The 24,523-nt window shown below is 67.8% G+C and carries 26 protein-coding genes; 16 read left to right on the top strand and 10 right to left on the bottom strand.

Translation table 11 applies throughout. The annotated features are described in order from the left end of the window. Nucleotides 1-3: 3 nt before the first annotated feature. The 3 genes from ACCD11_RS12825 to ACCD11_RS12815 are packed head-to-tail and all read left to right on the top strand — an operon-like array spanning nucleotide 4 to nucleotide 724. Entirely contained in the window at nucleotides 4-153 is a 150-nt protein-coding gene (locus ACCD11_RS12825; protein WP_007833921.1) for a hypothetical protein, read from the top strand. Then, nucleotides 150-440, top strand: coding sequence for a VF530 family DNA-binding protein (locus ACCD11_RS12820; RefSeq protein ID WP_007833923.1), 291 nt, complete (start codon nucleotides 150-152; stop codon nucleotides 438-440). Before ACCD11_RS12825 ends, ACCD11_RS12820 begins: the two co-directional genes overlap by 4 nt. Further along, nucleotides 437-724 carry a 2Fe-2S iron-sulfur cluster-binding protein gene (locus ACCD11_RS12815; RefSeq protein ID WP_413314130.1) on the top strand — a complete coding sequence of 96 codons (288 nt, stop codon included), beginning with the start codon at nucleotides 437-439 and terminating at the stop codon, nucleotides 722-724. The genes ACCD11_RS12820 and ACCD11_RS12815 overlap by 4 nt, the downstream gene beginning before the upstream one ends. Here the strand turns inward: ACCD11_RS12815 and ACCD11_RS12810 are convergent. After that, nucleotides 721-2,034 carry an MFS transporter gene (locus ACCD11_RS12810; protein WP_413314129.1) on the bottom strand — a complete coding sequence of 438 codons (1,314 nt, stop codon included), beginning with the start codon at nucleotides 2,032-2,034 and terminating at the stop codon, nucleotides 721-723. The genes ACCD11_RS12815 and ACCD11_RS12810 overlap by 4 nt on opposite strands. Nucleotides 2,035-2,121: 87 nt before the next feature. Here ACCD11_RS12810 and ACCD11_RS12805 point away from each other — a divergent pair, with 87 nt between their 5' ends. Beyond that, entirely contained in the window at nucleotides 2,122-2,778 is a 657-nt protein-coding gene (locus ACCD11_RS12805) for an RluA family pseudouridine synthase (RefSeq protein WP_007833934.1), read from the top strand. Between the two features lie 4 nt (nucleotides 2,779-2,782). Here the strand turns inward: ACCD11_RS12805 and ACCD11_RS12800 are convergent, their stop codons facing one another. The 5 genes from ACCD11_RS12800 to egtB all read right to left on the bottom strand — a co-directional run bounded on the left by ACCD11_RS12800 (nucleotide 2,783) and on the right by egtB (nucleotide 6,814). Continuing rightward, nucleotides 2,783-3,223: a universal stress protein gene (locus ACCD11_RS12800; RefSeq protein WP_007833935.1), complete on the bottom strand. Its 441-nt coding sequence runs from the start codon at nucleotides 3,221-3,223 to the stop codon at nucleotides 2,783-2,785. A 117-nt stretch (nucleotides 3,224-3,340) separates the two neighbouring features. Continuing rightward, the gene (locus tag ACCD11_RS12795) at nucleotides 3,341-4,099 is read right to left on the bottom strand and encodes a 2OG-Fe dioxygenase family protein (RefSeq protein ID WP_413314128.1); all 759 of its coding nucleotides are present in this window, start codon (nucleotides 4,097-4,099) and stop codon (nucleotides 3,341-3,343) included. Beyond that, on the bottom strand, nucleotides 4,096-4,380 hold the full coding sequence (locus ACCD11_RS12790; protein ID WP_056587596.1) for a DUF427 domain-containing protein: 285 nt from the start codon (nucleotides 4,378-4,380) through the stop codon (nucleotides 4,096-4,098). The genes ACCD11_RS12795 and ACCD11_RS12790 overlap by 4 nt, the downstream gene beginning before the upstream one ends. Nucleotides 4,381-4,550: 170 nt before the next feature. Further along, nucleotides 4,551-5,447: an L-histidine N(alpha)-methyltransferase gene (gene egtD, locus ACCD11_RS12785; protein ID WP_007833938.1), complete on the bottom strand. Its 897-nt coding sequence runs from the start codon at nucleotides 5,445-5,447 to the stop codon at nucleotides 4,551-4,553. 113 nt (nucleotides 5,448-5,560) lie between these two features. Continuing rightward, nucleotides 5,561-6,814, bottom strand: a complete 1,254-nt coding sequence (gene egtB, locus ACCD11_RS12780; protein ID WP_413314127.1) for an ergothioneine biosynthesis protein EgtB — start codon at nucleotides 6,812-6,814, stop codon at nucleotides 5,561-5,563. A 160-nt stretch (nucleotides 6,815-6,974) separates the two neighbouring features. On the opposite strand from egtB, the gene ACCD11_RS12775 reads away from it, so the two are divergent. Beyond that, nucleotides 6,975-8,321: an NAD(P)/FAD-dependent oxidoreductase gene (locus ACCD11_RS12775; protein ID WP_413314126.1), complete on the top strand. Its 1,347-nt coding sequence runs from the start codon at nucleotides 6,975-6,977 to the stop codon at nucleotides 8,319-8,321. A gap of 46 nt (nucleotides 8,322-8,367) precedes the next feature. Here the strand turns inward: ACCD11_RS12775 and ACCD11_RS12770 are convergent, their stop codons facing one another. Then, on the bottom strand, nucleotides 8,368-8,886 hold the full coding sequence (locus ACCD11_RS12770; RefSeq protein WP_007833944.1) for a thermonuclease family protein: 519 nt from the start codon (nucleotides 8,884-8,886) through the stop codon (nucleotides 8,368-8,370). A 122-nt stretch (nucleotides 8,887-9,008) separates the two neighbouring features. Here ACCD11_RS12770 and ACCD11_RS12765 point away from each other — a divergent pair, with 122 nt between their 5' ends. Beyond that, nucleotides 9,009-9,488: a tetratricopeptide repeat protein gene (locus ACCD11_RS12765; RefSeq protein WP_413314125.1), complete on the top strand. Its 480-nt coding sequence runs from the start codon at nucleotides 9,009-9,011 to the stop codon at nucleotides 9,486-9,488. A gap of 119 nt (nucleotides 9,489-9,607) precedes the next feature. After that, the gene (locus ACCD11_RS12760; protein ID WP_413314124.1) at nucleotides 9,608-12,610 is read left to right on the top strand and encodes a transglycosylase domain-containing protein; all 3,003 of its coding nucleotides are present in this window, start codon (nucleotides 9,608-9,610) and stop codon (nucleotides 12,608-12,610) included. Nucleotides 12,611-12,647: 37 nt separating this feature from the next. Here ACCD11_RS12760 and ACCD11_RS12755 read toward each other — a convergent pair whose 3' ends face one another. Next, nucleotides 12,648-13,625 carry a TRAP transporter substrate-binding protein gene (locus tag ACCD11_RS12755; protein ID WP_042673454.1) on the bottom strand — a complete coding sequence of 326 codons (978 nt, stop codon included), beginning with the start codon at nucleotides 13,623-13,625 and terminating at the stop codon, nucleotides 12,648-12,650. Nucleotides 13,626-13,851: 226 nt separating this feature from the next. Then, nucleotides 13,852-15,543: a long-chain fatty acid--CoA ligase gene (locus tag ACCD11_RS12750; protein WP_413314123.1), complete on the bottom strand. Its 1,692-nt coding sequence runs from the start codon at nucleotides 15,541-15,543 to the stop codon at nucleotides 13,852-13,854. A 227-nt stretch (nucleotides 15,544-15,770) separates the two neighbouring features. Between ACCD11_RS12750 and ACCD11_RS12745 the strand changes: the two genes are divergently transcribed. Continuing rightward, the gene (locus tag ACCD11_RS12745) at nucleotides 15,771-16,211 is read left to right on the top strand and encodes an OsmC family protein (protein WP_413314122.1); all 441 of its coding nucleotides are present in this window, start codon (nucleotides 15,771-15,773) and stop codon (nucleotides 16,209-16,211) included. 43 nt (nucleotides 16,212-16,254) lie between these two features. Further along, entirely contained in the window at nucleotides 16,255-17,223 is a 969-nt protein-coding gene (locus ACCD11_RS12740; RefSeq protein WP_413314121.1) for a Bug family tripartite tricarboxylate transporter substrate binding protein, read from the top strand. Nucleotides 17,224-17,243: 20 nt separating this feature from the next. On the opposite strand, the gene ACCD11_RS12735 is transcribed toward ACCD11_RS12740, so the two are convergent. Then, nucleotides 17,244-17,963 (bottom strand): Crp/Fnr family transcriptional regulator, encoded by a 720-nt coding sequence (locus ACCD11_RS12735; RefSeq protein WP_413314120.1) that lies wholly within the window; start codon nucleotides 17,961-17,963, stop codon nucleotides 17,244-17,246. A gap of 143 nt (nucleotides 17,964-18,106) precedes the next feature. On the opposite strand from ACCD11_RS12735, the gene ACCD11_RS12730 reads away from it, so the two are divergent. From ACCD11_RS12730 to ACCD11_RS12700, 7 genes are all read left to right on the top strand, one after another. Next, nucleotides 18,107-18,616 carry an ester cyclase gene (locus ACCD11_RS12730; RefSeq protein ID WP_007833966.1) on the top strand — a complete coding sequence of 170 codons (510 nt, stop codon included), beginning with the start codon at nucleotides 18,107-18,109 and terminating at the stop codon, nucleotides 18,614-18,616. Beyond that, nucleotides 18,613-19,386 carry an SDR family NAD(P)-dependent oxidoreductase gene (locus ACCD11_RS12725; RefSeq protein ID WP_413314118.1) on the top strand — a complete coding sequence of 258 codons (774 nt, stop codon included), beginning with the start codon at nucleotides 18,613-18,615 and terminating at the stop codon, nucleotides 19,384-19,386. Before ACCD11_RS12730 ends, ACCD11_RS12725 begins: the two co-directional genes overlap by 4 nt. 205 nt (nucleotides 19,387-19,591) lie before the next feature. Continuing rightward, the gene (locus ACCD11_RS12720) at nucleotides 19,592-20,665 is read left to right on the top strand and encodes a hypothetical protein (protein ID WP_413314116.1); all 1,074 of its coding nucleotides are present in this window, start codon (nucleotides 19,592-19,594) and stop codon (nucleotides 20,663-20,665) included. Between the two features lie 36 nt (nucleotides 20,666-20,701). After that, the gene (locus ACCD11_RS12715) at nucleotides 20,702-22,045 is read left to right on the top strand and encodes an MFS transporter (RefSeq protein WP_413314115.1); all 1,344 of its coding nucleotides are present in this window, start codon (nucleotides 20,702-20,704) and stop codon (nucleotides 22,043-22,045) included. Between the two features lie 99 nt (nucleotides 22,046-22,144). Continuing rightward, nucleotides 22,145-22,924 carry a GntR family transcriptional regulator gene (locus ACCD11_RS12710; protein ID WP_413314114.1) on the top strand — a complete coding sequence of 260 codons (780 nt, stop codon included), beginning with the start codon at nucleotides 22,145-22,147 and terminating at the stop codon, nucleotides 22,922-22,924. After that, nucleotides 22,921-23,724, top strand: a complete 804-nt coding sequence (locus ACCD11_RS12705) for a transporter substrate-binding domain-containing protein (RefSeq protein WP_413314113.1) — start codon at nucleotides 22,921-22,923, stop codon at nucleotides 23,722-23,724. The genes ACCD11_RS12710 and ACCD11_RS12705 overlap by 4 nt, the downstream gene beginning before the upstream one ends. A 116-nt stretch (nucleotides 23,725-23,840) precedes the next feature. After that, nucleotides 23,841-24,503, top strand: coding sequence for an amino acid ABC transporter permease (locus ACCD11_RS12700; RefSeq protein ID WP_007829576.1), 663 nt, complete (start codon nucleotides 23,841-23,843; stop codon nucleotides 24,501-24,503). Nucleotides 24,504-24,523 lie beyond the last annotated feature (20 nt).

Here is a 24,523-nt window from a genome sequence, read left to right as displayed (position 1 = left end):
GACATGGCCAAGGGTCAGCAACGCAGCACCAAGGAAGCGAAGAAACCGAAGAAGGACACTTCGCCACCCAAGCCTGTGGGCACCGGCGGCATCGAGCCCGTGCGCACGATCACCACCGCCGTGATCCCCCGCGGCAAGCTCAAGAACAAGTGACCGGTCAAGCGCCAGCCCCCGCGGCCAAAAAGGCCCAGCCACGCAACCCGTTGCACGGGCTGACGCTGGAAGCCATCGTCACGGCGCTGGTCGACTACTACGGATGGGAGCACCTGAGCGAACTCGTACCCATCCGTTGCTTCACGCTCGACCCGAGCGTGAGTTCCAGCCTCAAGTTCCTGCGCAAGACGCCGTGGGCGCGCGAGAAGGTCGAGAGCCTGTACCTCTTCATGCTGCGCGAGCAACGCCGCGAGCAGCAGCAACAGGAACCGCCGCCGCAACCATGAAGGTCCGACTCGAGCCCTCGGGCCTCGACTTCGAGACCGACGCCGCCACCACGCTCCTGAAGGCCGCCGAAGAAGCCGGCATCGAACTGCCGAGCTCGTGCCGCAACGGCACCTGCCGCACCTGCATCTGCCGGCGGCTGTCCGGCGAAACCCGCCACACCATCGAATGGCCCGGCCTGAGCGCCGAGGAAAAGGCCGAGGGCTGGATCCTGCCTTGCGTGGCACAGGCGCTGGGCGACCTGACGCTCGACGTGCCCGGCGCTCGCGCCCTGTTCGCGGATTAGGCCGGGGGAGGCCTGGCGGAAGGCGCCGCCACCACCAGCCGGTCCCGCTGCGCCAGCGACGGGAACAGCTTGAACCACGTCAGCGCGACCAGCATCGTCCCCACGCCGCCCACCACCACCGAGCCGACCGGTCCGAGCAGCGCCGCCGTGGCGCCCGATTCGAACTCGCCGAGCTGGTTGCTCGCGCCGATGAAGATCGAGTTGACCGCGCTCACCCGCCCGCGCATGGCGTCGGGCGTCTCGAGCTGCACCAGCGTCTGGCGGATCACCACGTTGACCATGTCGGCGCCGCCCGAGACCGCCAGCGCGATCAGCGAGACGACGAAGCTCTTCGAAATACCGAACACCACCATGCACACCCCGAAGAGCCCCACGGCCAGCAGCAGCGTGCGCCCCACGTTGCGCTCGACCGGCCGGCGCGTGAGCGCGATGGACATCACCAGCGCGCCCACCGCCGGCGCGCTGCGCAGCAGGCCGAGCCCCCAGGGCCCCGTGTGCAGGATGTCCTTGGCGTAGATCGGCAGCAGCGCCACCGCACCGCCCAGCAGCACCGCGAACAGGTCGAGCGAGACTGCGCCGAGCACGGGCTTGCGCTTCCAGATGAAATCGACGCCCGCGAACACGGTGGCCAGCGTGACCGGTTCGCGCGCGGCCGGCGTGTAGGCATAGCGCAGCCGCAGAACCAGCGCGCAGGCGACCGCAAAGAACGCCACGCTGGCGCCGTAGACCACCGCCATGCCTGCCACGAACAGCAGGCCGCCGAGGGCCGGCCCGCCGATGATCGCGCCCTGCATGCCGGCCGAGCTGAAGGCCATCGCGCGCGACAGCATGGCGGGCGGTACCAGCAGCGGCGTCAGCGCCTGCTGTGCCGGCATCTGGAAGGCGCGCACCGCGCCCAGCACCAGCGACAGCCCCAGCAGCAGGCCGCGCGTGTCGTGCTTCTCCAGCACCGCCAGCAGCAGCGCCAGCGCCACCAGTCCCTGCACCGCGAAGCAGGCCGCCACGATGCGCCCGCGATGGTGGCGGTCGACGACATGGCCGGCCAGCAGCGCCAGCAGCAGCGCGGGAACGAACTGGTAGAGGCCCACGAGGCCCAGGTCCCAGGCGCTGCCGGTGAGCTCGTACATATGCCAGCCGATGGCCACCAGCAGCATCTGCGAGGCGGCGGTGCCGAACAGCCGCGCCGTCCACATCTGCATGAACGGACGCTCGCGCGTCAGGTCGGAAAAGCCGGGAGAAGAAACCGCGGCGCCCGAGGGAATGGCTGCGGCGTCGGGGGAAGAAGCGGAAACAGGGGCGGGGCCGGACATTCGTTCGAGGATAGCCGAGGCTTCATGAGCGCGGCATGAGAGGGCCAAAACGGGCCTGCAACGGGCTCTCTACACTCGGCGGCATCCATGACCGCGCCGCCGCTCCTGCACCCCCTCCACGAAGACCCCTACCTGCTGGTGTTCGACAAGCCCGCCGGCCTGCTCTGCGTGCCCGGCCGCGGCGAGGACAAGCAGGATTGCCTGAGCGCGCGCGCAATGCGGCAGTGGCCCGACGCGCTGATCGTGCATCGCCTCGACATGGGCACGAGCGGGCTGGTGGTGATGGCACGCGGCATCCCCATGCAGCGCGCGCTGAGCGCGGCCTTTGCCGAGCGGCGGGTGCACAAGCGCTATGAAGCCGTCGTCGACGGCGCGATGCCGGTGCGGGAAGACTGGTCGCTGATCGACGCGCCGCTGATGGCCGACTGGCCGCGCCGGCCACTGCAGAAGATCGATCCTGCGGGCAAGCCCAGCGTCACGCGGTGGAAGGCGGTGTCACTGCTACCCGGCGAGCCCGCCGCGACCCACGTGCTGCTGGAGCCGCTGACGGGCCGCTCGCATCAGCTGCGCGTGCACCTGCTGTCGATCGGCCATCCGATCCTCGGTGATGCGCTGTACGGCGATGCAGCCCTGCAGGCGCGTGCGCCGCGCCTGTTGCTGCACGCGAGCGAGTTGGGATTCGTGCACCCGGTGACGCAGCAAGACCTTTGCTTCAATCGGCCGCCCGATTTCATCGTCTCCTGAGCAATCAGCCGCCCTTGACGACCAGCACGGGCATGTTGGCGTCCTGCAGCACGCGCTGCGTCACGCTGCCCAGCAGCAGTTTCTCGATGCCGCTGCGGCCGTGCGAACCCATCACGATCAGGTCGGCCGCGATGGCGATGGCCGTATCGACGATGCCTTCGTGCACCACGTGGCCGTCGATCACGCGCTGGTCGCTGTGCAGGCCTTCGGCCGCCAGGGCAGCCACGCCGCGCGCGAGCGCCGCATTGGCACTGGCCGTGGCTGCTGCGAGGTATTCGTTCTGGCCGAGCGCGTAGTCCGCGCCCACGCCGATGAAGGGATAGTTGTCGATCACGTGAATCAACGTGATGCGGCTACCGAAAGCCAGCGCGAGACCGCTGGCCTTGCTGACGGCGAGCATGGAAGTTTCGGAGCCGTCGATCGGAACCAGGATGTGATTGAACATGGCGGGACCTCGCTTTCGTCGCAGACAGACACGACTCACCGTCGAGCCGGACCCCGAATTTAACCCCGATGCCGGAGGGAACCTGTAGGACTCAAGGCAGCGACGGGAAACGGGGCGTCAATCCCCCTGGAAACCCTTGGCCCGGCAAGTGATCACGAGCGTGTCGCGCCAGCCTTCGCCGCCCTCCTCGAGCGGCTGGATCGGCGTCGATTCATGGATCACACGCGCGTCGTCGAGCAGCAGCAGGGTCCACGGTTCGGTCATGGTGAAGCGCTCGCCGCGGCGGCCATTGGCCTCGAACACGCGCGTCTCGCCGCCCTTGATGCCGTGCCTGCCGACGAGTGCCACGGCCACGAGATCGACCCCATCACGGTGCGCACCTTCGGGCGTCGGCCGGCCGATGCCGCCGGCGGTGTCGATGCGGAACTGGTGCGCTTCCACGTACCAGCGCTGCTGTGTCGTGCCACGCATGTCGCTGCAGGCCTTGCCGAGCTGCCGCAGCAGCCGCTGCCACACGGGTTGTGCCACGGTGGCATCGAGCATCGGCGCAAACCAGCGCTGCATGCCGCCGTGCAGCGCGTTGTATTCGACCGGCTGCCAGTGCGCGCGGTGCGGCACCTGCGTGAGCGTGGCGTGGTCGTCGGCTTCGATGGTGAAACAGGCGTGGCGCCGAGTGCGGTAGCGGCCACCGTCCTTCAGGTAGTCGTCGGGCGGGAGGCCGTCCCAGTCGGCGTGCAGTGCATCGAGCTGCGCGATCGGTGCGCCAAGCCATTCGCCCACACCCTGCGGACTGAGTACCGCATAGCCTTGCTCGCGCAGTGCGGCGGGCAGCTCGGCCGGGGCGATGAACGGCGGAGTGAAGGCGGCCGTGGTCACTGCGCGCTGACCTTCACGTCCTTCCAGAACGCGACGCGGTCGCGGATCTCTTCGGCTTCGGGCTTGGGGTCGGCGTAGTACCAGGCGGCGTCGGTGTGGAGCTCGCCGTTGACCAGCAGCGAGTAGTAGCTGGCCGAGCCCTTCCAGGGGCAGGTGGTCTTGTGGTTGCTGAAGGTGACGTAGTCGCGGTTGAGTGCGCTCATCGGGAAATAGTGATTGCCTTCGACGATCACGGTGTCGTCGCTTTCGGCGATGGTGACGCCGTTCCAGGTTGCTTTCATGGTCTTGGCTCCAGGGGGAGGGTTGCGGGGCGCTGGCCGTTGCGCTGCCGCACGGGGCCGGGGTATTGTGCCGTTTGCTTGGCACCGTCGCTTTCTTCGTGGCTGTATGTGCCCTGTTGGGGTGTTTGTTTTTCGGGGCCGGGCGGAACTCCCGGCCCCGGACCCCAACCCTAGGCAACCAGCCAGTGAACGCTAAAAAGCTTCTCCGGATCCGTCCAAACAGCCCCAGGTCGAAACCCAGCCCGAACAGCCAGGGCACGAAGCCCTTCAACAGTGAACTTGTGCGAGTACTCCGTATGAATGGTCTCGCCCTCCTCGAACCCGAACGTCTCCCCATTCAGCGAAACGCTCTGAGCCGACCGGCTCACAAGATGCATCTCGATCCTCTGCCGAGGCGCGTTATAGAACGCCGCATGCGCAAACCCGTCAAGATCGAAGTCCGCATCGAGCTCGGCATTGGCGCGCCGCAGGAGATTCAGATTGAAGTCCGCAGTCACCCCTTGCGCATCGTTGTAAGCCGCATGCAGCCGCCCCGGATCCTTCACCAGGTCCACGCCAATCAAGAGCCCTCCGCCACGCAACATCCGGGCAGCCAGTTGCAGGAAGGCCAGCGCCTCTTCAGGCTCGAAATTCCCGATCGTCGACCCCGGGAAAAAACCGACGCGCCGCCCGGCACCCGCCACGGGCGCGGGCAGCACCAAGGGCATCGTGTAGTCAGCGGCAATGGGCTGCACCACCAGCTCCGGATAGTCGGCCTTCAGCCGCTGCGCAGCAGCCTCCAGATGCTCGCCGGAAATATCGATGGGCAGATAGCGCTTGGGCGAGTCGAGCGCATCGAGCAGCAGCCGCACCTTCGTCAACGACCCCGCACCGAACTCCACGATCTCCGCATTCGGCCCGATCTGCCCGGCGATCTCCCCCGCGCACTCGCCAAGAATGCGCAGCTCGGTGCGGGTCGGGTAGTACTCGGGCAGTTCGCAGATCCGGTCGAACAGCCGCGAACCCGCCGCGTCGTAAAAAAACTTCGGCGAAATGCGGCGTGGCGACCGCGCGAGCCCGGCCTGCATCTCGCGTCCGAACTCGGACAACGGCGCGGCGGCTGCGGGCGCAGACGAAGCGCGCGGCTTCGCGGCAGGCACGAACGACAGCGATGAGGAAGAGGAAGTTGGATTGCGCATGATCAAAGGTCTTTCGCGAGCCGCAGCCCCGAGAACTGCCAGCGCGCCGCCGGCGGAAAGAAGTTGCGGTAGCTGGGCCGCGTGTGCCCCGCCGGCGTGGCCACGCTGCCACCGCGCAACACCAGTTGCCCCACCATGAACTTGCCGTTGTATTCGGCAGCGATGCCGGGCATCGGCCGGAAGCCGGGGTACGGGTCGTACGAGGAACGCGTCCACTGCCAGACATGACCGGCCATCTGCGCGATGCCGGGCGCATCGAACGCGGCCTCCCATTCGAATTCGGTCGGCAGCCGCGCGCCGGCCCATTCGGCATACGCGGCGGCTTCATAGAAACTGAGCTGCGAGACGGGTGCATCGGCCTCCATCGGCCGCACACCATGCAGGCCGAACACATGCCAGCCCGCAGCACCCTGCGGCTGCGAACCGAAGCCCAGCCGCGGATCGTCGGACGCGAGCCAGTACGCCGGATGCCGCCACCCGTTCGCCTGCACGGCGGCCCAGCCGTCGGACAGCCAGAGCTCGGGCCGGTGGTAACCGCCATCCGCGATGAACTGCGCGTAGTCGCCGCAGTTCACCAGCCGGTCGGCAATCGCATAGGGCTGCAGCAGGGCCTTGTGGCGCGGCGTCTCGTTGTCGAATGAAAAGCCCTGCCCCGCATGCCCCACCTCGGCCACGCCACCGGGCTGCGCGAGCCAGTGCGCAGCCGGCGGTACCGCGGCCAGCCGCAGCGCAGGCCCGCCGGCCGGCTTGTAGGCCGGCAGCAGCGGATTGCATGACAGCGCGTGCAGGATGTCGGTGAGCAGCAGTTCCTGGTGCTGCTGCTCGTGGTTCAGCCCGAGCGTGACGATGGGCTCGACGGTGGCCCAGTCGAGCCCGCCCTCTTCCAGCAGCGCGACCACCGCCTCGTCCACGTGCCGGCGATAGGCATGCACCTCGCCCACCGACGGCCGCGTCAGCAGGCCCCGCTGCGGGCGCGGGTGGCGCGGCCCCAGCGCCTCGTAGTACGAGTTGAAGAGATAGTGAAAGCGCACATCGAAAGGCTGGTAGCCCGCCGCATGCAGCTGCAGCAGCACGGTCTCGAAGAACCACGTGGTGTGCGCGAGGTGCCACTTGGTCGGACTCGCGTCGGGCATGGACTGGATGCACTGGTCTTCGGCGGAAAGCGGGGCGGCAAGCGCCAGGCTCGCTGCACGCACCTCGCGAAACCTGTCGCGCAGTGCGCTCGCCGCCTGTGTGATCGGCCGGGAAAGCGTCATGGAATCTCCAGTCGGGTCAGCCGCAAGTTGTAGCCCATCCGGGCCGCGGCGGCGCGTAGGACAAAACGCCGCCGGCCCGCCGCGAGCACATCGGCAAAAAGGGCAGCCACTGTGGCACAAGATGGAAGCACGTGCAGGGCGGCTGCGTATCATTCGCCGCATGCAAACGACCAACCCCTCGGGCAGGCCCCAAGTCGTCATCGTCGGCTGCGGCTTCGGCGGGCTCGAAGCCGCGCGCAAGCTGCAAAACGCCGACGTGGACGTGACGGTGATCGACAAGACCAACCACCACCTGTTCCAGCCGCTGCTGTACCAGGTGGCGACCGCGGGGCTGGCGGCGCCGTCGATCGCGGCGCCGGTGCGCGCGCTGTTCCGCAAGCAGCCGAACATCACGACGCTGCTCGGCGAAGTGGCCGGCATCGACCCGGCGACGCGGTCCGTGCACCTGGCCAACGGCGACCGGGTGCCGTACGACCACCTGATCGTCGCGGCGGGCGCCACGCACAGCTACTTCGGGCACGACGAATGGGCGCCCGTGGCGCCGGGGCTGAAGACGCTGGCCGATGCCTTCGAGATCCGCCGCCGCGTTCTGCTGTCGTTCGAAAGCGCCGAAATCACGGCCGACCTGGAACACCGCCGAGCCCTGCTCACCTTCGTGGTGATCGGCGCGGGCCCCACGGGCGTCGAGATGGCCGGCACTCTGGCCGAGATCGCCAAGCACACGCTGTCGGGCGAGTTCCGCCACATCGACCCCGGCAGTGCCCAGGTGCTGCTGGTCGAAGGCGGTCCGCGCGTGCTGCAGGCCATGCCCGAATCGCTGAGCCGGAAGGCGCTCGAACAGCTGGAGAAGCTGGGTGTCGAAGTGCGGCTCAATGCGCGCGTGACCTCCATCGACGCCACCGGGCTCGAAGTGCAGACCGGCGGCGGCGCGGACGGCGCGCCCGTCGAGAGCTACCGGATCGATAGCAGCTGCGTGGTGTGGGCGGCCGGCGTGGCAGCATCGCCGCTGGGCCGCATGCTGGGCACGGCCACCGGCGTCGAGTGCGACCGCGCGGGCCGCATCAAGGTCGAGCCCGACCTGAGCCTGGCGGGCCGTCCCGAGATCAGCGTGGTCGGCGACCTCGCGGCCGCCATGAGCCACGCGCCCGGCAAGCCGCCCAAGCCGGTGCCCGGGGTGTCGCCCGGCGCCAAGCAGATGGGCCGTGCAGCCGCCGCCAACATCCTGCGCCGCATCGCGGGCCAGCCGACGGTGCCGTTCCGCTATGCCGACTACGGCAACCTCGCCACCATCGGCCGCAACTCGGCCGTGGTCGACCTGGGCACGCCCTTCGGCCCGCTGCGCTTCAGCGGCCGGCTCGCGTGGCTGTTCTGGCTGTTCGCGCACGCGTACTTCCTGATCGGCTTTCGCAATCGCATCGTCGTGATGATGGATTGGGCCGGCGCCTACTGGAGTTTCCAGCGCAACGCGCGCGTGGTGGCGGAAGTGCAAGGCAAGAGCGAATCCTGAGCGATGCCCTCCTCGCCAGCGGCCTCAGGCTCCGATCACACCGCCGTCAGAAGAAGCTGCCCCAGTGCGGCTGCTCGTCGCGCTGCTGCCTGCGCCATTCCCAGGGCGGGGTGGGCTTCGAGTCGGCCCACAGGCCCAGGCGCCGGGCGCGCGCGCTGTCCTGCAGCCTGAACAGCCCGCCGCCGCGCCGGGTGGCCAGGTGGTTGTAGTCGTACACCCAGGCCCAGCCTTCGGCCACCATGCGGCTGCCGGCGTCCTCGCCGTTGCAGCTCACGTCGGCCACCGTGCGGCCGTAGCGGTCGGTGTCGATCTCGGTGATGAGCGCCTGCTCCCGAAAGCAGATGTTGCTCAGCGCCTGCCTGCTGCGCTGGCCGTAGGGCTGGGCTTTCTCGGGCGCGTCGATGGCGGCGATGCGCACCTTCACGCGCTCGTAGGCGCCGATACGGCCGCAGCGGGCGGTGAGCGTGTCGCCGTCGCTGATGCCGACGACGAGGCAGGTGCGCGGAGCGGCCTGGGTGAGAAGAGGAAAGGCAAGAAGAACGATGGGCAGCGCGCGAAAGTGCATGGAAGAGCCGGATGTGGGCAGAATGGCCGGACCGATCGAGGCTAAGTGATCCGTGCGCAGGGAGGGGTCGGGACACAGATTTTTTCTTTCTTCTGAACCGCGCTTCGAAGGAGACCCCTCACATGCAGGAACCCACCCGGGACGACTGGTTTTTCGCGGCGAACGACGCGTGGGACGCCGGCGCGCACAAGAAGGCGCTGTCGCTGTTTCTCAAGGCGGCGGCCGCGGGCGAGGCCCACGCGCTCAACAGCGTCGGCTACTTCCTCGACCACGGCATCGGCGTGAAGCAGGACAGCGCCGCTGCGCGCGACTGGTACCGCAAGGCCGCCAGGGCCGGCGATGTCGCGGGCTGCGCCAATCTCGCCATCTGCTATCGCGACGAAGGCAACTTCCGCTGGGCCCGCTTCTGGTTCGAGCGCGCCTATGCGCAAGGCGACGGCGACGCGGCGCTGGAACTGGGCCGGCTCTTTCTCTGGGAAGGACCGAACCAGAATCACCGCAAGGTGGTCGACTACCTGACGAAGGCGATGGCCTCCTCGTATGTCAGCGTGGACGGGAAGAAGGAAGCCGGCAGGCTGCTGAAGTCGCTGGGCCGGAAGTAGGAAAGGCAAGGACGCCCGGGCCAGTTGGCTGGCGCGATCTTACCCATGCCAAATCGACGCGAAAAAGAGCATCATCGTCACTGACGAACCCACGGTGCAGACTGTTCGCGAGGCAGAGCATGACATGGTTCAAGAAGCTTTTCTGGGTCGGCGCCGGGGTCGCCGTGGGGGGCACGCTTGCCGTATTCGCGGTAGACGAACTGAAGACTTCCCGGCTGCAATCGGCCCTGTGGCGCGACCTCGGCAACGGTGCCAGCTTCAGCGTCGACGCCGGTGCCAGCGATGCCATCCGCTTTCCCCACACCGGACCTTACGACGAGCGGCTGGGCTATCACGATCTTCCCGACTTCATCCAGCGCCTGGACTCCCAGGGCTACGCCATCACCCGCCAGGCCCGCCTGTCGCCTCGGCTGATCGAACTGCAGGAGCGCGGGCTCTTCATCCCGTACCGCGAGAAGAACCAGGCCGGCCTGGCCGTGCGCGACTGCCGCAATGCGGCACTGCTGCACACGCGCGTGCCCCAGCGCGCATACGAGCGCTTCGAGGACGTGCCGCCGCTGCTGGTGAGCGCCCTGCTGTTCGTCGAAGACCGCCACCTGCTGGACGCGGAGCCGGCGCAGCGCAACCCCGCGATCGATCCGGAACGCTTCGCGAAGGCCGCGCTCGAGCAGGCGCTGCGGGCGGTCAGCCTGAGCCATACGGCGACGGGCGGCAGCACGCTGGCGACCCAGATCGAGAAGTACCGCCACTCGCCGCAAGGCCGCACCGGGTCGGTCCGCGACAAGCTGCGCCAGATGGCATCGGCCTCGCTGCGTGCCTACCAGGACGGTGAGGACACGCAGGCGCGGCGCCGCCAGATCGTCGTCGACTACCTCGACACGGTGCCGCTGGCCGCACGCCCGGGCATGGGCGAGGTGCACGGCCTGGGCGACGGCCTGTGGGCCTGGTATGGACGCGACTTCGGCGAAGTGAACCGCCTGCTCGCCGACAACGCCGAGGGGACGGCGCTCACCGACGAAGCGCTGCGGCAGCAGGCCGAGGCCTTCAAGCAGGCACTGTCGCTGATGATCGCGCAGCGCCGACCGTCGCAGCACCTGCTCGGCGACGGCACAGGCCTTGGCCGGCTGACCGACAGCTACCTGCGGCTGATGGCCGAGGCAGGCCTGATTTCGCCCGAGCTGCGCGATGCGGCCCTGCCACTGCCCCTGCGGCTGCGGCCCGAACTGCCGCCAACGCCCCGGCCGGACTTCGTGCGGCGCAAGGCCGCGACTGCACTGCGCACCCACATCTCCACGCTGCTCGGCGTGCCGCGCGCCTACGACCTGGAGCGACTGGACCTCGAGGCCGAGACCAGCCTGGACGGCGAGGCGCAGGCGATGGTGGCGCGGGTGCTGGCCGGCCTGCGGACGCCCGCCGCGGCCAAGGCTGCGGGATTGTTCGGCTTCCACCTGCTCGATCCGGGTGCGGACCCGGGCCCGCTGGTCTACAGCTTCACGCTGTTCGAGCGGGGCGCGCAGGAGAACCTGCTGCGCGTTCAGGCCGACAACATCGACCAGCCCTTCGATGTGAACCAGGGCGCGCGGCTGGACCTCGGCTCGACCGCCAAGCTGCGCACCCTGGTGAGCTACCTGGAGCTCGTGGCCGAGTTGCACGCCCGCTGGGCCGACCTCTCCCCTGCCCAGCTCTCGGCGCTGGAGAACAATCCGCGCGACCCGCTGGGCGCGTGGGCGCGGCAGTACCTCCTGCGCGCCAAGGATCGCCGCCTCGCGCCGATGCTCGAGGCGGCCATGGAGCGGAAGTACTCGGCCAACCCCGGGGAGGCCTTCTTCACCGGCGGCGGCCTGCATCAGTTCGCGAACTTCGAGCGCTCGAGCGACAGCGAAACGATGACGGTGCGCGAGGGCTTCAAGCATTCGGTCAACCTGGTGTTCATCCGCCTGATGCGCGACCTGGTGCGCCACCACATGTTCGGCGGCGCGTCGGACGCCGAGCGCCTGCTGAACGACCCTGCCGACCCGCGCCGGCGCGAGTTGCTCGCGCGCTTTGCCGATCGCGAAGGCTCGGCCTTCCTCGTCCGCTTCTATCGCAAGTACCAGCACCGGTCGGCTGCGGAGGCCGAAGCCCTGCTGCTGCAGGGCCTGAGGCCATCGGCGCCGCGCCTGGCGAGCGTGCTGTTCACGATCGAGCCCGAGGCCAGCGACGCGCGGCTCGACGAGCTTCTCGTGCAGCGGCTGGGCCGCGGCGCCGGCTCGCCGCGCGCATTGCGGGCGCTGCGCAGTACCTACGCCGGCTTGTCGCTCGCCGATCGCGGCTACGTCGCGCGCGTGCATCCGCTGGAGCTCTGGCTTGTCGGTTTCCTGCAGCGCCAACCCGGCGCCTCGCTGACCCAGGTGCTGGAGGCGAGCGCGCGCGAACGCCAGGAAACCTACGCCTGGCTCTTCAAGACGCGCCACAAGAGCGCGCAGGACAAGCGCCTGCGCGAGCTGATCGAGCTCGACGCCTTCGCGCAGGTTCATCGCTCGTGGCAGCGCCTGGGCTACCCCTTCGCATCGCTGACGCCGTCCTACGCGAGCGCGATCGGCGCGTCGGGCGACCGGCCGGCTGCCCTGGCGGAACTGATGGGCATCCTCGTCAACGACGGTGTACGGCTGCCGACGCAACGAATCGGTGCACTGCACTTCGGGCGCGACACGCCCTACGAGACACGGCTGGAACCGCGCAACGCGAGCGCCGAACGGCTGCTGCCCGCGGAGGTGGTCGCGACGGTACGGCGCGCGCTGGTCGAGGTGGTGAACGACGGCACGGCACGGCGCCTGAAGGGCTCGCTCGTGGACACGCATGGCCGCGCGATCGAGATCGGTGGCAAGACCGGCACCGGAGACCATCGCTACGAGAAGACCGACCGGAACGGACGGGTGATCTCGGAGCGCAAGATCGATCGATCGGCCACCTTCGTGTTCATGATCGGAGACCGCTACTTCGGCACCATCATGGCTTATGTGCACGAGCCCTATGCCGCTCGCTATCGGTTCACGAGCGCGCTGCCGACTCAGTTGCTGAAGTCGCTGGGGCCGCAGCTACTGCCTGTGCTCCAGCGCAACGGGTGCGGGGGAGATCGATAAGACCGACGCGGCATCTATCTCCGCCCTGATGCTTTCCTCACTGCTTGCCGACGATGGCAAATAGCGCGGCCCGGGTTGTGGGATCAGCCATGTACTTGGCGTAGAGCGGCGACATTCTCCGGATGTATGAAGAAAAGTCCTGCACGTTGGAAAACTGGGCGCCTTCTTTCGTCACGGCAGCACGTGCGGAGACGACTCGTTTCTCCCAGAGCTCCCGCATCAGGTTCGCCGATTTTTTCCCGGCCTTCTGGAACACCGCTTTTTCGTCCGCACTGAGCCGGTTCCACAGTTTGGTGGAGACGACCAATGCTTCGGGAGAAATCATGTGGCTGTCCAGCAATGTGTATTTGGCCGCCTTGTAGTGTCCGGTGGCTTCGTAGGAGACCATGTTGCCTTCGGCGCAATCGATCGTTCCCTTCTGAAACCCATCGAGCACGTCCTTGTAGGGCACCACCACCGGAATGGCGCCCAGCAGCTTGACCATCTCGATGTAGACCTCGGACTGTTGCACCCGAACTTTCTGGCCAACAAGATCTTCTCGCGTGGTCAATGGTTTGTTGGCGCAATAGAACGACCGAGCGCCCCCGTCATACCAGCCGAGCACCACGTAGCCCGAAGCCTGCAGTGTCTGCGCCAGTCGCGCCCCTATTTCGCCATCCAGGTAGCGAAACATGTGGGCCGAGTCCGTGAACAGGAACGGGAGATTGAATGCCTTGAGTTCCGGCGCCGCTTCGGACAGTGGCGCCGAATTGAACTCGGCGACATCGATCTCGCCGGCCTTGAGCATCGCTACAGCCTTGCCCTGGTCTCCCAGAACAGCGTTGGAAAACAGCTCGATCTTGTATTTCCCCTTGGTTGCCGCATCCACTTCCTGAATGAAGCTTTTCATCGCCTCCGTCACCGGGTAGCCATCGGGGTGGGTGTTCCAGGCTCGCAACGATGTTTGAGCGTTGGCGGCAACGCCCCCCAAACAGAGAGCCGAGAGGACAAGACTGCAAAGCCGAGAGGAGCGCATAGATAACTTTTTTACAACGAATGTGTTGCAAAGAATAACGGAGAGGATCTTCTGAATCCTGACCATCGAAGTCAGCTTGCGCCCTGCTTTTGAATATGTTTGTACTCATTGCAGTGCAGCTTCAAATAGGGTAGTGCCTGTGAAGCCAGCAATTTCCCCGGCCGATCATGCGATGAAGCGCAAGCACGGCCGCGGGCTCGATCTCGATCGAGAGAAGACAATTTGCCTATGCGCCCTCCACCTCCTGCAGCAGCCGCCACATCACCTTGCCGCTGCCGCTCTTGGGCAGCGCATCGACGAACTGCACCTTGCGCGGGATCTTGTAGACCGCCATGTTCTCGCGGCACCAGTCGATGATCTCCTGCTCGGTGGTGTCCTTGTGCGTGGCGCGCAGCACCACCACGGCCTTGACCGACTCGCCGCGGTAGGCGTCCTTGGTCGAGATGACGCAGGCCTCCTGGATCGCCGGGTGGCGGAACATCAGCAGCTCGACCTCGGCCGGCCACACCTTGAAGCCACTCGCGTTGATCATGCGCTTCAAGCGGTCGGTGATGAAGAAGTAGCCGTCCTCGTCCATACGGCCCATGTCGCCCGAGCGGAAGAAGCGCTTGCCCTCGAACTCGACGAAGGCGGCGGCCGTGGCGTCGGGGCGCTTCCAGTAGCCCTGGAACACCTCGGGGCCATGGATGATGATCTCGCCCGATTCGCCGATCGGCATTTCGGCCAGCGTGTCAGGGTCGACCACGCGCGCGTCGGTACTCATGAACGGGATGCCCAGGCACTGCTGCTTGGGATGGTCCGACGGGTTGGTGTGCGACGGCGCGGCGGTCTCGGTAAGGCCGTAGCCCTCCTGGTACTTCAGGCCGTACTGCTCGAGCAGGCGCTGCGCCACGGCCTGCGGCATGGCCGCGCCGCCGCCGCCGATGTAGGTCATGCTCGACAGGTCGTAGCTCGCGAAGTTGGGGCTGGCCATGAGGTCGATGACCATGGTCGGGATGTTGGTCCAGGCCGTGACCTTCCAGCGCGAGATGAGCCGACCGGCCACGTCGCGGTCCCAGCGCGGCATGATGATCAGCGTGGCCGCCGCCAGAATCGCCGTGTGCATCATGCTCACCACGCCCGTGATGTGGAACATGGGCACCACGGCCAGCACCACCGTCTCGGAAGTCGACCCGCCCCACAGCTGCCCGGCCACCGCGTTGTGCATCAGGCTCGAATGGTGGTGCACGCAGCCCTTGGGCAGGCCGGTGGTGCCGCTGGTGTAGGGCAGCAGCGCCATGTCGTTGGCGCCCACCACGTGCTCGGGCGGCGGGTGGTTGGCTTCGAGCGTGTCGGTCCACGCGACGGTCTTGCCGCCGTCCAGCGCGGGCAGCGGGTGGCGGGTGGTGAGCCAGTCTTTCCAGGCGGGTGCCGGAGCGTCGTCGCCCGATGCGTCGGCGTCGAAGGCATCGGTGAACTGGGTCACGACCATGTGGTCGAGCCGCTGCTCCACGGGCAGCGCATTGCTGGCCTTGGCCAGCTCGCCCGCCAGGTCGCCGGTGATGATGGCCACCTTGGCGTCGGAGTCGGTGATGTAGTGCTTGAGCTCCTCGGCCCGGTTCATCGGGTTGACCGGCACCACGACGGCATTGGCGCGCAGGATCGCGAAATGCGCGATCACCAGTTGCGGGCAGTTCTGCATGTCGAGGATCACACGGTCGCCGCGCTTCACGCCCAGCGCATGCAGCGCGCCTGCCAGGCGCTCGGCCTGGGCGGCGAAGTCGCGGTAGGTGGTCACGCGGCCGAAGAACACGAGCGCGGGCTTGTCGGGGTAGCGTGCGGCCGAGGTGGCCAGGTTGTGCCAGAGCGAGGTGGCGGGGACGGTGATCGAGTGAGGGAGGCGTTTGGGCCAGAACTTGTAATGCGGGCGTTGTTGCATGGTGAGTACAGGCGGGGAAAAGAAAAAGCGACAGCCCGCCAGCCTAAGCCGCCACGGCCGCCGCTCCCATGGGGGAAGCCCCCCGGAGCGTCGCCTAGGCGACGCCCATTCTTCTGACGCCCCTCCCCCTTTCGAACCTGCGCACGCGCCGTACGACTACAGACAGCCGCCGGTTTCTGGGCGAACCTGCCGTTCCCTCCACACACCACCCAAGCGAAGGAACCGACATGCCAGCAGACAAGCACGCAAGCGTCCACTGGGAAGGCGCCGGCAAGACCGGCAAGGGCAAGGTCAGCACCGAGACCGGCGCCCTGAAAGACTACCCCTACGGCTTCGCGAGCCGCTTCGAGGACGACAAGCGCGGCACCAACCCCGAGGAGATCGTCGGCGCGGCGCATGCCGCCTGCCTCACGATGGCCTTCGCCTTCGCGCTCGAACGGGAAGGCCTGACCGCCACAAGCATCGACACCAAGGCCGCCGTGCGGCTGGCCAAGGACGGCGACGGCTTCAAGATCGACCGCATCCAGCTCGAGCTCGACGCGGCCGTGCCGAACCTCGAGGAAGCCAGGTTCCAGCAGATCGCGGCCGCCGCCAAGGCCGGCTGCCCGCTGTCGAAAGCGCTGGCGAGCGTGCCCGAAATCACGCTGAAGGCCACGCTGGCCGGCTGAGCGCGCTGACTATGATCGTCTCCTCACAAAAAGGAGACGGATCATGAACAACAAGACTGCCCGGATCGCGCTCGCGGTCCTTTCCCTTGCCATCGGCACCACGGCGATGGCCGCCTACCCCGACAAGCCGATCAAGGTCGTGATCGGCTTCCCGGCCGGCGGCCCGCTCGACCAGCATGCGCGCCTGCTCACCGACAGGCTGCAGGCCGTGCTCGGCCAGCCGCTGATCGTCGACTACAAGCCCGGCGCGGGCGGCTCGGTGGGCGCCGACGCGGTCGCCAAAAGCCCGGCCGACGGCTACACGCTCATGCTGGCCAACACCGGCGTGGCCGTGATCAACGGCGCGCTCTACAGCAAGCTGCCCTACAACACGCAGCGCGACTTCGTGCCCATCGCGCGCACCGCCATGCAGCCGCTGGCGCTGCTGGTCACGCCGAAGCTGCCGGTGCAGAACCTCAGGCAGTTCGTCGACTACGCCAGGGCGCGGCCCGGCCAGGTCAACTACGGTTCGGCCGGCAACGGCGGCATCAGCCACCTGGTGCCGGAGATGTTCAAGACCGCCACGGGCATCTTCATGGTGCACATCCCGTACCGCGGCAGCGCGCCCGCCTTTACCGACCTGATGGGCGGACAGGTGCAGTTCATGGCCGAGTCGATCCCGCAGGCAGCCAACTACCACAAGCAGGGCAAGGTGCGCGCGCTGGCCGTGACCAGCCGCGAGCGCAACCCCGCCCTGCCCGACGTGCCGACCGTGATCGAGTCGGGCTTCAAGGGCTTCGAGGTGGTGGGCTTCTATGGCTTCTTCGCGCCGAAGGACACGCCGAAAGACGTGGTCGCCAAGCTCGGCGAAGCGTTCAAACAGGTGCTGACCAGCCCCGAGGTGCGCGAACGCATGGTGAGCCAGGGCGCCGACCCGGCCTTCCTGGGCAGCGAGGAGTTCGCGCGCTTCCTGGCCGCCGAAACGCCGCGCTGGGAGAAAGCGGTGAAGGCCTCCGGCGCGCGGATGGATTGAACCGGAGCCCGCCGGCGCGTTCAGCTCGGCGTGGCCGCGTGCCGCTCCAGCTGCGCGCGGCTGAGCAGCTCGATGCCGCGGTAGCGCACGCGCAGCGTGCCATCTTCCTCCCACAGCTTCAGCTGCCGGTTCACGCTCTGGCGTGACACGCCGAGCATGAACGACAGGTCTTCCTGCGACACGCCCAGCATCGTGCCGCCGCCCTCGCCCGTGCCCTCGGCGCGTGCGTCCAGCGTGAGCAGGCGATGCGCGAGCCGCACCGGCAGCGGCATCAGGATCACGTCGTCGATCCACGCCAGCGCCTGGCGCAGCCGCAGGCACACCAGCCGGGTGAAGGCCATGTGCACGTCGGGATGTTCGGCCACCAGCCGGTGGAAATCGGCCGCCGCGACCACCGCCATCTCGGTGGTGTCGACCGCGCAGGTGTCGTAGACGCGCTCGCGTCCCACGAGCAAAGAGACCTCGCCGAACCAGTGGCCGGGTTCGAGCATCGCGATGACGGCCTCGCGCCCGCCCGGCGCCACCACGCTCACGCGCAGCGAGCCTGAAACCACGCCGAAGAGCGCATCGGGCGACGAGCCCTTGTGAAAGAGCGACTCGCCGCGCGCCAGCGTGCGCCGGTGCGCCACTTCGAGCAGGCGCCGCTGCACGTCTTCGGCCAGCCGCATGTCGCCGTTGTGCACCGGCGATGGCTGTGCGTCCGGCGCCGTGTCGGGAGATGAAGGGGGCGTGCGTGGCATCGCGGGTTTGTCCGTAGCGGCGATTGCCAACACCGGACAGTCTTGTTTCAAGGGCGTGCCGATAGTACGCAGCGAGCCCGGGCCGGCGCATTCGCAGCAACCCGATGTCACCTGTCGTCCCTGTCACATGGAGCACACCCCTGATGAACACACAACGCACCGAACTTCAAGCCCGCCGCGAGCGCCTCGTGCTCGATCACTTCGCCGACGAAACCCGGCAGGACTTCGACGCCGTGCTCGGCACCTTCCCGCACCCGCACTACGAGCTGATCCCGAGCGGCGAGGTGCACGACGGCATTGCCGACGTGCGCCAGTACTACACCGACACGCGCCGTGCCTTTCCCGACCAGCGCCACGAGATCATCCAGCTGCGGCACGCCGACGATTCGGTGGTCGTCGAGTTCTGGCTGCTGGGCACGCATCGCGGTCCGCTCAAGGGCCTGCCCCCGACGGGCAACAGCTTTCGCTGCCGCATGAATGCCTTCTTCATCTTCGAAGGCGACCGGCTGGTGTGCGAGCGCGTGTACTTCGACACGCTGACGATGCTGCGGCAACTGCTGGCGGGCGTGCCCGCGGAGCATGTGGCCGCGCTGATGGGCGCACTGTTGGGCCAGCCCGCAGCCGCACGCCCGCAAGAAGCGGCAGCCGCATGACTGCGCCGCGCAACGATGCGCTCGCGGGCCGCCACGCCGTCGTGACGGGTGGCGCGCGCGGCATCGGCCGGGCGATTGCGCAGCGCTACCTCGCGGCCGGCGCCAGCGTCGCGCTGTGGGACCTCGATGCGGCCGTGCTGGCGAATGCGCTGCAAACGCTCGCACCGCTCGGCACCGCGACCTCGGCGGTCGTCGATGTGCGCGACGAAGACCAGATTGCTCGCGCGGCCTCGCAGTCGCAGGAGCGCTTCGGCGGCATCGACATCCTCGTCAACAACGCGGGCGTGCTCGGCCCGACCGTGCCGGCCTGGGAGCACACGCCCGCACAGTGGCGCAACGTGCTCGACATCAACCTGACGGGCGCGTGGCTGTGCTGCCGCGCGGTGGCGCCGGTGATGCTCGCGCAGCGGCGCGGGCGCATCGTCAACATCGCCTCGGTCGCCGGCAAGGAGGGCAACGGATTCAATGCCGCGTACTCGGCGTCGAAGGCGGGGCTCATCGCGCTGACCAAGTCGCTGGGCAAGGAGCTGGCTTCTTCGGGCGTGCTGGTGAACTGCATCACGCCGTCTGCGGCCGACACCGAGGTGTTCGCGGCCGTGCCTGTGGAGCACCGCGAACAGCTGCGGACTGCGCTGCTGTCGCGCGTGCCGATGGGGCGCTTTGTCGAGGTCGATGAAGTGGCTGCGATGGCTGCGTGGCTTGCATCGGATGAATGTTCGTTCAGCACTGGCGCGGTGTTCGACATCTCGGGCGGGCGGTCGATGTACTGAAGGGGCATTCGGGGCGTGTGCACAGGCCACCGGGTACTCCCCTGCGCGAATGTCCCCCGGCCTGCGGCCTCCTCCTTTATTTCGCTGCGGGGAGCACCCGGCGCCCTGCGCACGATGAGCGCTCTGCTCATGCCGGCAGTTCAACCGCTCCCCCGAACAACGCACGACGAATCGAAAAGCAAGCATTCATTTCCAGGAGACGACCATGATCCGAGACCCCGAGCCCACCGGCTTCGCACAGCTGCCGGAATTCGACGGCACACGCAACGCCGCCATGCCGCAGGATCGCCTGCGCGCCATCCGCCATGGGGCCGAAGGCCTGCGCGAGCGGCTGCTCGACGCGCCGCCGGTGCGCTTTGCGCGCAGCTTCAACCTGCTGCGCATTCCGTACCCCGCGTGGTTCGCCTTTACCGGCGTGTACTCGCAGCAACTGCTCAAGCCGCACATGGTCCACCTGCTGGCGCGCAGCGTGCTGATCCAGTACGACGACTTCGAGGGCCGCCTGCGCACGCTGCTGTTCACGCCGGCCGACTTCGAGGCCGGCAACGAAACGCCCTACTTCAAGCGCCTGAGCGAGCAGACGCCGAAGTTCCTGCACAAGGCGATCGCGCCGGTCTACCAGACCGTGCCGCAGGCGCTGGCGAGCTGCGGCATCGCGCCGGAGCAAGTCGACTACATCACCTACGACCACCTGCACACGCAGGACGTGCGCCGCTGGCTCGGCAACGCCGGCACGCCGGGCCTGCTGCCGAACGCAAGGCTGCTGGTGCACCGCCAGGAGCTCGAGAACGTGCGGGGCCTGCTGCCGATACAGGCCGAGTGGTACTGCCCGCGCGGCCTCGACGGCGTGCCGGCCGAACGCATCGTCGCCTTCGACGGCAGCATCCAGCTGGGCCGCGGGCTCGCTCTGGTGCACACGCCGGGCCACACCGAGGGCAACCATTCGCTGGTCTACCGCACCGGCGACGGCCTGCGCGTGAGCAGCGAGAACGGCGTGGCAGCCGACAGCTGGGCGCCTTTGCAGTCGCGGCACAACGGCATCCGCCGCTACGCGCAGGCCACGGGCGCGGAGGTGATCCTCAACGGCAACACGCAGGAGGGCAGCAACGACCAGTACCTGTCGATGGTGCTGGAGAAGACCCTCGCCGGCACCTCGTCCTCGCACGGGTTCAGCAACGTGGTGCCGTCGGCCGAATGCTCGCCGCACTGGCTGTTTCCGGGTGCGCCGGCCAGCCACCTGTGGGGCGAGACGAGCTTCGGCACGCCCACGGTCGCCTGAAGCATCTCGGGCAGGAACAACAGAAGGAGACACACGATGAACACCGCCACCCTCGACGCAGCGGATGCGCGCACCCCGGCAGCAGATACCGCCGCGCGCGACGACGCCGCGCTCTTCCGCAGGATCACCTGGCGCCTGATGCCGCTGCTGTGCGCCTGCTACGTGCTGAACTACCTCGACCGCACCAACGTGGGCTACGCGCAGCTGCAGATGAAGGACCAGCTCGGCTTCGGCGACGCGGTGTTCGGCCTGGGCGCGGGCATCTTCTTCATCGGCTATGCGGTGTTCGAGATTCCGAGCAACCTGATGCTCGCGAAGATCGGTGTGCGCGCGACCCTGCTGCGCATCATGGGCCTGTGGGGGCTGGCGTCGGCGGCGATGATGTTCGCGACCACGCCCACGCACTTCTATGTGCTGCGCTTTTTCATCGGCGTGTTCGAGGCCGGCTTCGCGCCGGGGGTGCTGTTCTACCTGACGCTGTGGTTCCCCTCGCACCGCCGCGCGCAGGCCACCGCGCTGTTCTTCATGGCCTTCGGCGCCGCGCCCATCGTGGCGGGGCCCATCGCAGGGCTCACGATGACGTATCTCGACGGCGTGCTGTCGCTGCGCGGCTGGCAGTGGCTGTTCCTGCTCGAAGGGATTCCGAGCGTGCTGCTCGGCGTGGCGGCTTTCCGCTGGCTGTCGAACAGCCCGTCGCAGGCGGCCTGGCTGTCGCCAGCGCAGAACCAGCGCGTGGCGCGCCTGCTGGCCGAAGACCAGGCCGCCAATGGCGCCACCGGGCGCCACACCTTCGGCGCGGCGATGCTCGACGCCCGGGTGTGGCTGATCGGCTTCATGTCGTTCCTGATCATCCTCGGCATCTATGCGCTGTCGTTCTGGCAGCCCACGATCCTGAAGTCGATGGGGCTCAGCGTGCTGCAGATCGGCTTCTATTCGGTCGTTCCGGCGGTGGCGGGCATCGCGGCCAACATCGTCGTCGGGCGGCATTCGGACCGGCACAAGGAGCGCCGCTGGCATTTCGCGCTGAGCGCGGTGGTGGGCGCGGCCGGGCTGGCGCTGACCACGCTGTTCATGCACAACGCCTTCGCCGCCGTGCTGTGCCTCGCACTGGCGGCCATGGGCATTTCCGCCGCGTTCACCGTGCTCTGGTCGGTGCCCGGCAATTTCATGTCGAAGAGCGCCGCGGCCGCGGGCATCGCGCTCATCAGCACCATCGGCGGCAGCGCGGGGCTGGTGGCGCCGATGATGGTCGGCGCGCTCAAGACGCTGACGGGCGGGTTCACCGCCAGCCTGTATGTGCTGAGCGGGGCGCTGGTGCTGTCGGCATTGCTCATGCTTGTGGCACTTCCGGCCAGCGCACTGGGCCGCACCAGGCACTGAGCAACGCGCCCGCCCCGAGGCCCCAGGGTGGGGCCATGTTCCATTTCGGTGCACATATCTTGCATACCAGTTGGCACAGAAGCTGCTGGTATGCAGGCCATGGCCACCTCCGCATCCCAAATCAGTGCACGCATCATCGAAGCGGTGATGGCGCAGAAGCTCGCGCCGGGTTCGCGCCTGGGCGAGCAGCAGCTGGCGATGCTGTTCGACTGCAGCCGCACCATCGTGCGAGAGGCGCTCACGCGGCTGGCGGCTCGCGGCATCGTCACGGTGAGCGCACGGCGCGGCTGGTTCGTCATCGAGCCCTCGCAGGACGAGGCGCGCGAGGCCTTCGAGGCGCGGCGCGTCATCGAACTGGGGCTGATCCGCAGCGCGGGCAGCGCCGGCAAGATCGACAAGGCCGCCCTGCGCGAGCTGAAGGCGCACCTTCAGCGTGAAAAAGCCGCACTGAAAGAGAGCGACGTCGGCAACCGCAGCTTTCTGCTGGGCGACTTCCATGTATGCCTAGCCGAATGCCTGGGCAACACGCTGCTGGCCGATACGCTGCGCGACTACACCGCGCGCACCACGCTGATCGCCATGCTCTACCAGTCCACGCACGACGCGGTGCAGTCGTGCGAAGACCACGTGCAGATCGTCGCGGCGCTGGAGCGCGGCGACCACGCCGCCGCCGAGGCGCTGATGGCCGCGCACATCGGCACGGTGCAGTCGGCGTTGCGCGTGCAGGCGCCCGCCGATCCGCTCGCCCAGCTGCGCGATGCGCTGGCGCCGCTGCAGAACACGAACACCGCTGCCGCAGCGGCGCCCAAGGGCAAGCGCCGCAAGGCGGCCGCATCCCCCGCTTCCGATTCTTCGACTTACCTAGGAGCCTTGCTATGACCTTCTCTTCTCCGTCCAAACGCCGCTTCGCGCTCGCACTGGCTTCGCTCGCCATGATGGCCGCCACGGGCGCCGCCCAGGCCCAGAACGCACTCGACAACGTGCTCAAGGCCAAGACCATCAAGATCGCCGTGCCGACCGACTACCCGCCCTACGGCTCGGTCGACAGGAACATGAAGCCCCAGGGCCTGGACATCGAGATGGCCGAGCTGATCGCCGCCAAGCTGGGCGTCAAGGTCGAGCTGGTGCCCGTGACCAGCGCCAACCGCATTCCGTACCTGCAGACCCGCAAGGCCGACCTCGTGATCTCCACGCTCGGCAAGAACGCCGAGCGCGAGAAGGTGATCGACTTCACCTCGGCCTACGCGCCCTTCTTCCAGGCCGTGTATGCGGCCAAGAGCATGAAGCTCACGAGCTTCGCCGACATGGCCGGCAAGACCGTCGCCGTGACGCGCGGCGCAATGGAAGACCAGGAACTGAACAAGGTGGCTCCCCCGAACGTCGACTACCGCCGCTTCGAAGACAACAACGCGACGATCGCGGCCTTCGTGGCCGGCCAGACGCAAACCATCGCGACCAGCGCGGCGGTCGCCGGCGACATGCTCGCCAAGAATCCGAAGGTGAGCGCCGAGTTCAAGCTGCTGCTGAAAGACAGCCCCTGCTTCGTCGGCGTTGCCAAGGGCGAAACCGCATTGAAGACCAAGGTCAATGAGATCATTGCCGCCGCCAAGAAGGACGGCACGCTGGACGCCATGTCGAAGAAGTGGCTCGGCAAGGCCGCCGGCGACCTGCCGGTCTGAACAAGCGCTCCCCCATGCTTCGCGCACTTCGTGTCGCTGCGCACACCCCCTCGCCGGGGGCAACGCCTGCGGCCCGGCAAAGCCGGTTCCGCGGCGTTTCACGAACAGACTGACTTATGAACATCGAGTTTGATTTCGGCGCGGTGCTCTCCGAGTGGCCGCTGCTGCTTCGCGGGGTGGCGTGGACCATCGGCCTCACCGCCGTGGGCACCGTGCTGGGCATGATCGTGGGCACCTTCTGCGCGTGGGCGCGTGCCAATGGCCCTGCATGGCTGCGCGCCATCGTGGGCACCTACGTGGAGCTGATCCGCAACACGCCCTTCATCGTGCAGCTGTTCTTCATCTTCTTCGGGCTGCCCGCGGCGGGCGTCAAGCTCACGCCGGAGACAGCGTCGATCATCGCGATGGTGATGAACCTCGGGGCCTACTCCACCGAGATCATCCGCGCCGGCATCGAGGCCACGCCCAAGGGGCAGATCGAAGCGGCCGTGAGCCTGGCACTCAGCAAGGCGCAGGTGTTCACCCGCGTGGTGCTGCCGCCGGCACTCAAGAAGGTGTGGCCCGCCATGGTGAGCCAGATCATCATCGTGATGCTGGGCTCGGCCGTGTGCGGGCAGATCTCCACCGAGGAGCTGAGCTATGCGGCCAACCTCATCCAGAGCCGCAACTTCCGCGCCTTCGAGGCCTTCATCGTTGCCACGCTGATCTACCTGGCCCTGGCGGTCGCGCTGCGGCGGCTGCTCAACTGGGCCGGGCCGAAATTCTTCTTCGGCCGCTGAACGCGGGAAAGCCACACACA

The organism is Variovorax sp. Varisp36, assembly GCF_047304235.1.
Taxonomy (GTDB): domain Bacteria; phylum Pseudomonadota; class Gammaproteobacteria; order Burkholderiales; family Burkholderiaceae_C; genus Variovorax.
Note: the sequence above shows the minus strand (reverse complement) of the source record. Positions and strands in the feature narration are given on the sequence as shown.

Excerpts from the sequence above, each read along its gene's own strand:
- ACCD11_RS12770 (WP_007833944.1), bottom strand. The coding sequence starts at position 8,886 with ATGCACTTTCGCGCGCTGCCCATCGTTCTTCTTGCCTTTCCTCTTCTC.
- ACCD11_RS12725 (WP_413314118.1), top strand. The coding sequence starts at position 18,613 with ATGACTGCGCCGCGCAACGATGCGCTCGCGGGCCGCCACGCCGTCGTG.
- ACCD11_RS12810 (WP_413314129.1), bottom strand. The coding sequence starts at position 2,034 with ATGTCCGGCCCCGCCCCTGTTTCCGCTTCTTCCCCCGACGCCGCAGCC.
- ACCD11_RS12755 (WP_042673454.1), bottom strand. The coding sequence starts at position 13,625 with ATGCGCTCCTCTCGGCTTTGCAGTCTTGTCCTCTCGGCTCTCTGTTTG.
- ACCD11_RS12745 (WP_413314122.1), top strand. The coding sequence starts at position 15,771 with ATGCCAGCAGACAAGCACGCAAGCGTCCACTGGGAAGGCGCCGGCAAG.
- ACCD11_RS12750 (WP_413314123.1), bottom strand. The coding sequence starts at position 15,543 with ATGCAACAACGCCCGCATTACAAGTTCTGGCCCAAACGCCTCCCTCAC.
- egtB (WP_413314127.1), bottom strand. The coding sequence starts at position 6,814 with ATGACGCTTTCCCGGCCGATCACACAGGCGGCGAGCGCACTGCGCGAC.
- ACCD11_RS12710 (WP_413314114.1), top strand. The coding sequence starts at position 22,145 with ATGGCCACCTCCGCATCCCAAATCAGTGCACGCATCATCGAAGCGGTG.
- ACCD11_RS12800 (WP_007833935.1), bottom strand. The coding sequence starts at position 3,223 with ATGTTCAATCACATCCTGGTTCCGATCGACGGCTCCGAAACTTCCATG.
- ACCD11_RS12825 (WP_007833921.1), top strand. The coding sequence starts at position 4 with ATGGCCAAGGGTCAGCAACGCAGCACCAAGGAAGCGAAGAAACCGAAG.
- ACCD11_RS12815 (WP_413314130.1), top strand. The coding sequence starts at position 437 with ATGAAGGTCCGACTCGAGCCCTCGGGCCTCGACTTCGAGACCGACGCC.
- ACCD11_RS12735 (WP_413314120.1), bottom strand. The coding sequence starts at position 17,963 with ATGCCACGCACGCCCCCTTCATCTCCCGACACGGCGCCGGACGCACAG.
- ACCD11_RS12805 (WP_007833934.1), top strand. The coding sequence starts at position 2,122 with ATGACCGCGCCGCCGCTCCTGCACCCCCTCCACGAAGACCCCTACCTG.
- ACCD11_RS12720 (WP_413314116.1), top strand. The coding sequence starts at position 19,592 with ATGATCCGAGACCCCGAGCCCACCGGCTTCGCACAGCTGCCGGAATTC.
- egtD (WP_007833938.1), bottom strand. The coding sequence starts at position 5,447 with ATGCAGGCCGGGCTCGCGCGGTCGCCACGCCGCATTTCGCCGAAGTTT.
- ACCD11_RS12790 (WP_056587596.1), bottom strand. The coding sequence starts at position 4,380 with ATGAAAGCAACCTGGAACGGCGTCACCATCGCCGAAAGCGACGACACC.
- ACCD11_RS12700 (WP_007829576.1), top strand. The coding sequence starts at position 23,841 with ATGAACATCGAGTTTGATTTCGGCGCGGTGCTCTCCGAGTGGCCGCTG.
- ACCD11_RS12765 (WP_413314125.1), top strand. The coding sequence starts at position 9,009 with ATGCAGGAACCCACCCGGGACGACTGGTTTTTCGCGGCGAACGACGCG.
- ACCD11_RS12760 (WP_413314124.1), top strand. The coding sequence starts at position 9,608 with ATGACATGGTTCAAGAAGCTTTTCTGGGTCGGCGCCGGGGTCGCCGTG.
- ACCD11_RS12775 (WP_413314126.1), top strand. The coding sequence starts at position 6,975 with ATGCAAACGACCAACCCCTCGGGCAGGCCCCAAGTCGTCATCGTCGGC.
- ACCD11_RS12705 (WP_413314113.1), top strand. The coding sequence starts at position 22,921 with ATGACCTTCTCTTCTCCGTCCAAACGCCGCTTCGCGCTCGCACTGGCT.
- ACCD11_RS12715 (WP_413314115.1), top strand. The coding sequence starts at position 20,702 with ATGAACACCGCCACCCTCGACGCAGCGGATGCGCGCACCCCGGCAGCA.
- ACCD11_RS12730 (WP_007833966.1), top strand. The coding sequence starts at position 18,107 with ATGAACACACAACGCACCGAACTTCAAGCCCGCCGCGAGCGCCTCGTG.
- ACCD11_RS12740 (WP_413314121.1), top strand. The coding sequence starts at position 16,255 with ATGAACAACAAGACTGCCCGGATCGCGCTCGCGGTCCTTTCCCTTGCC.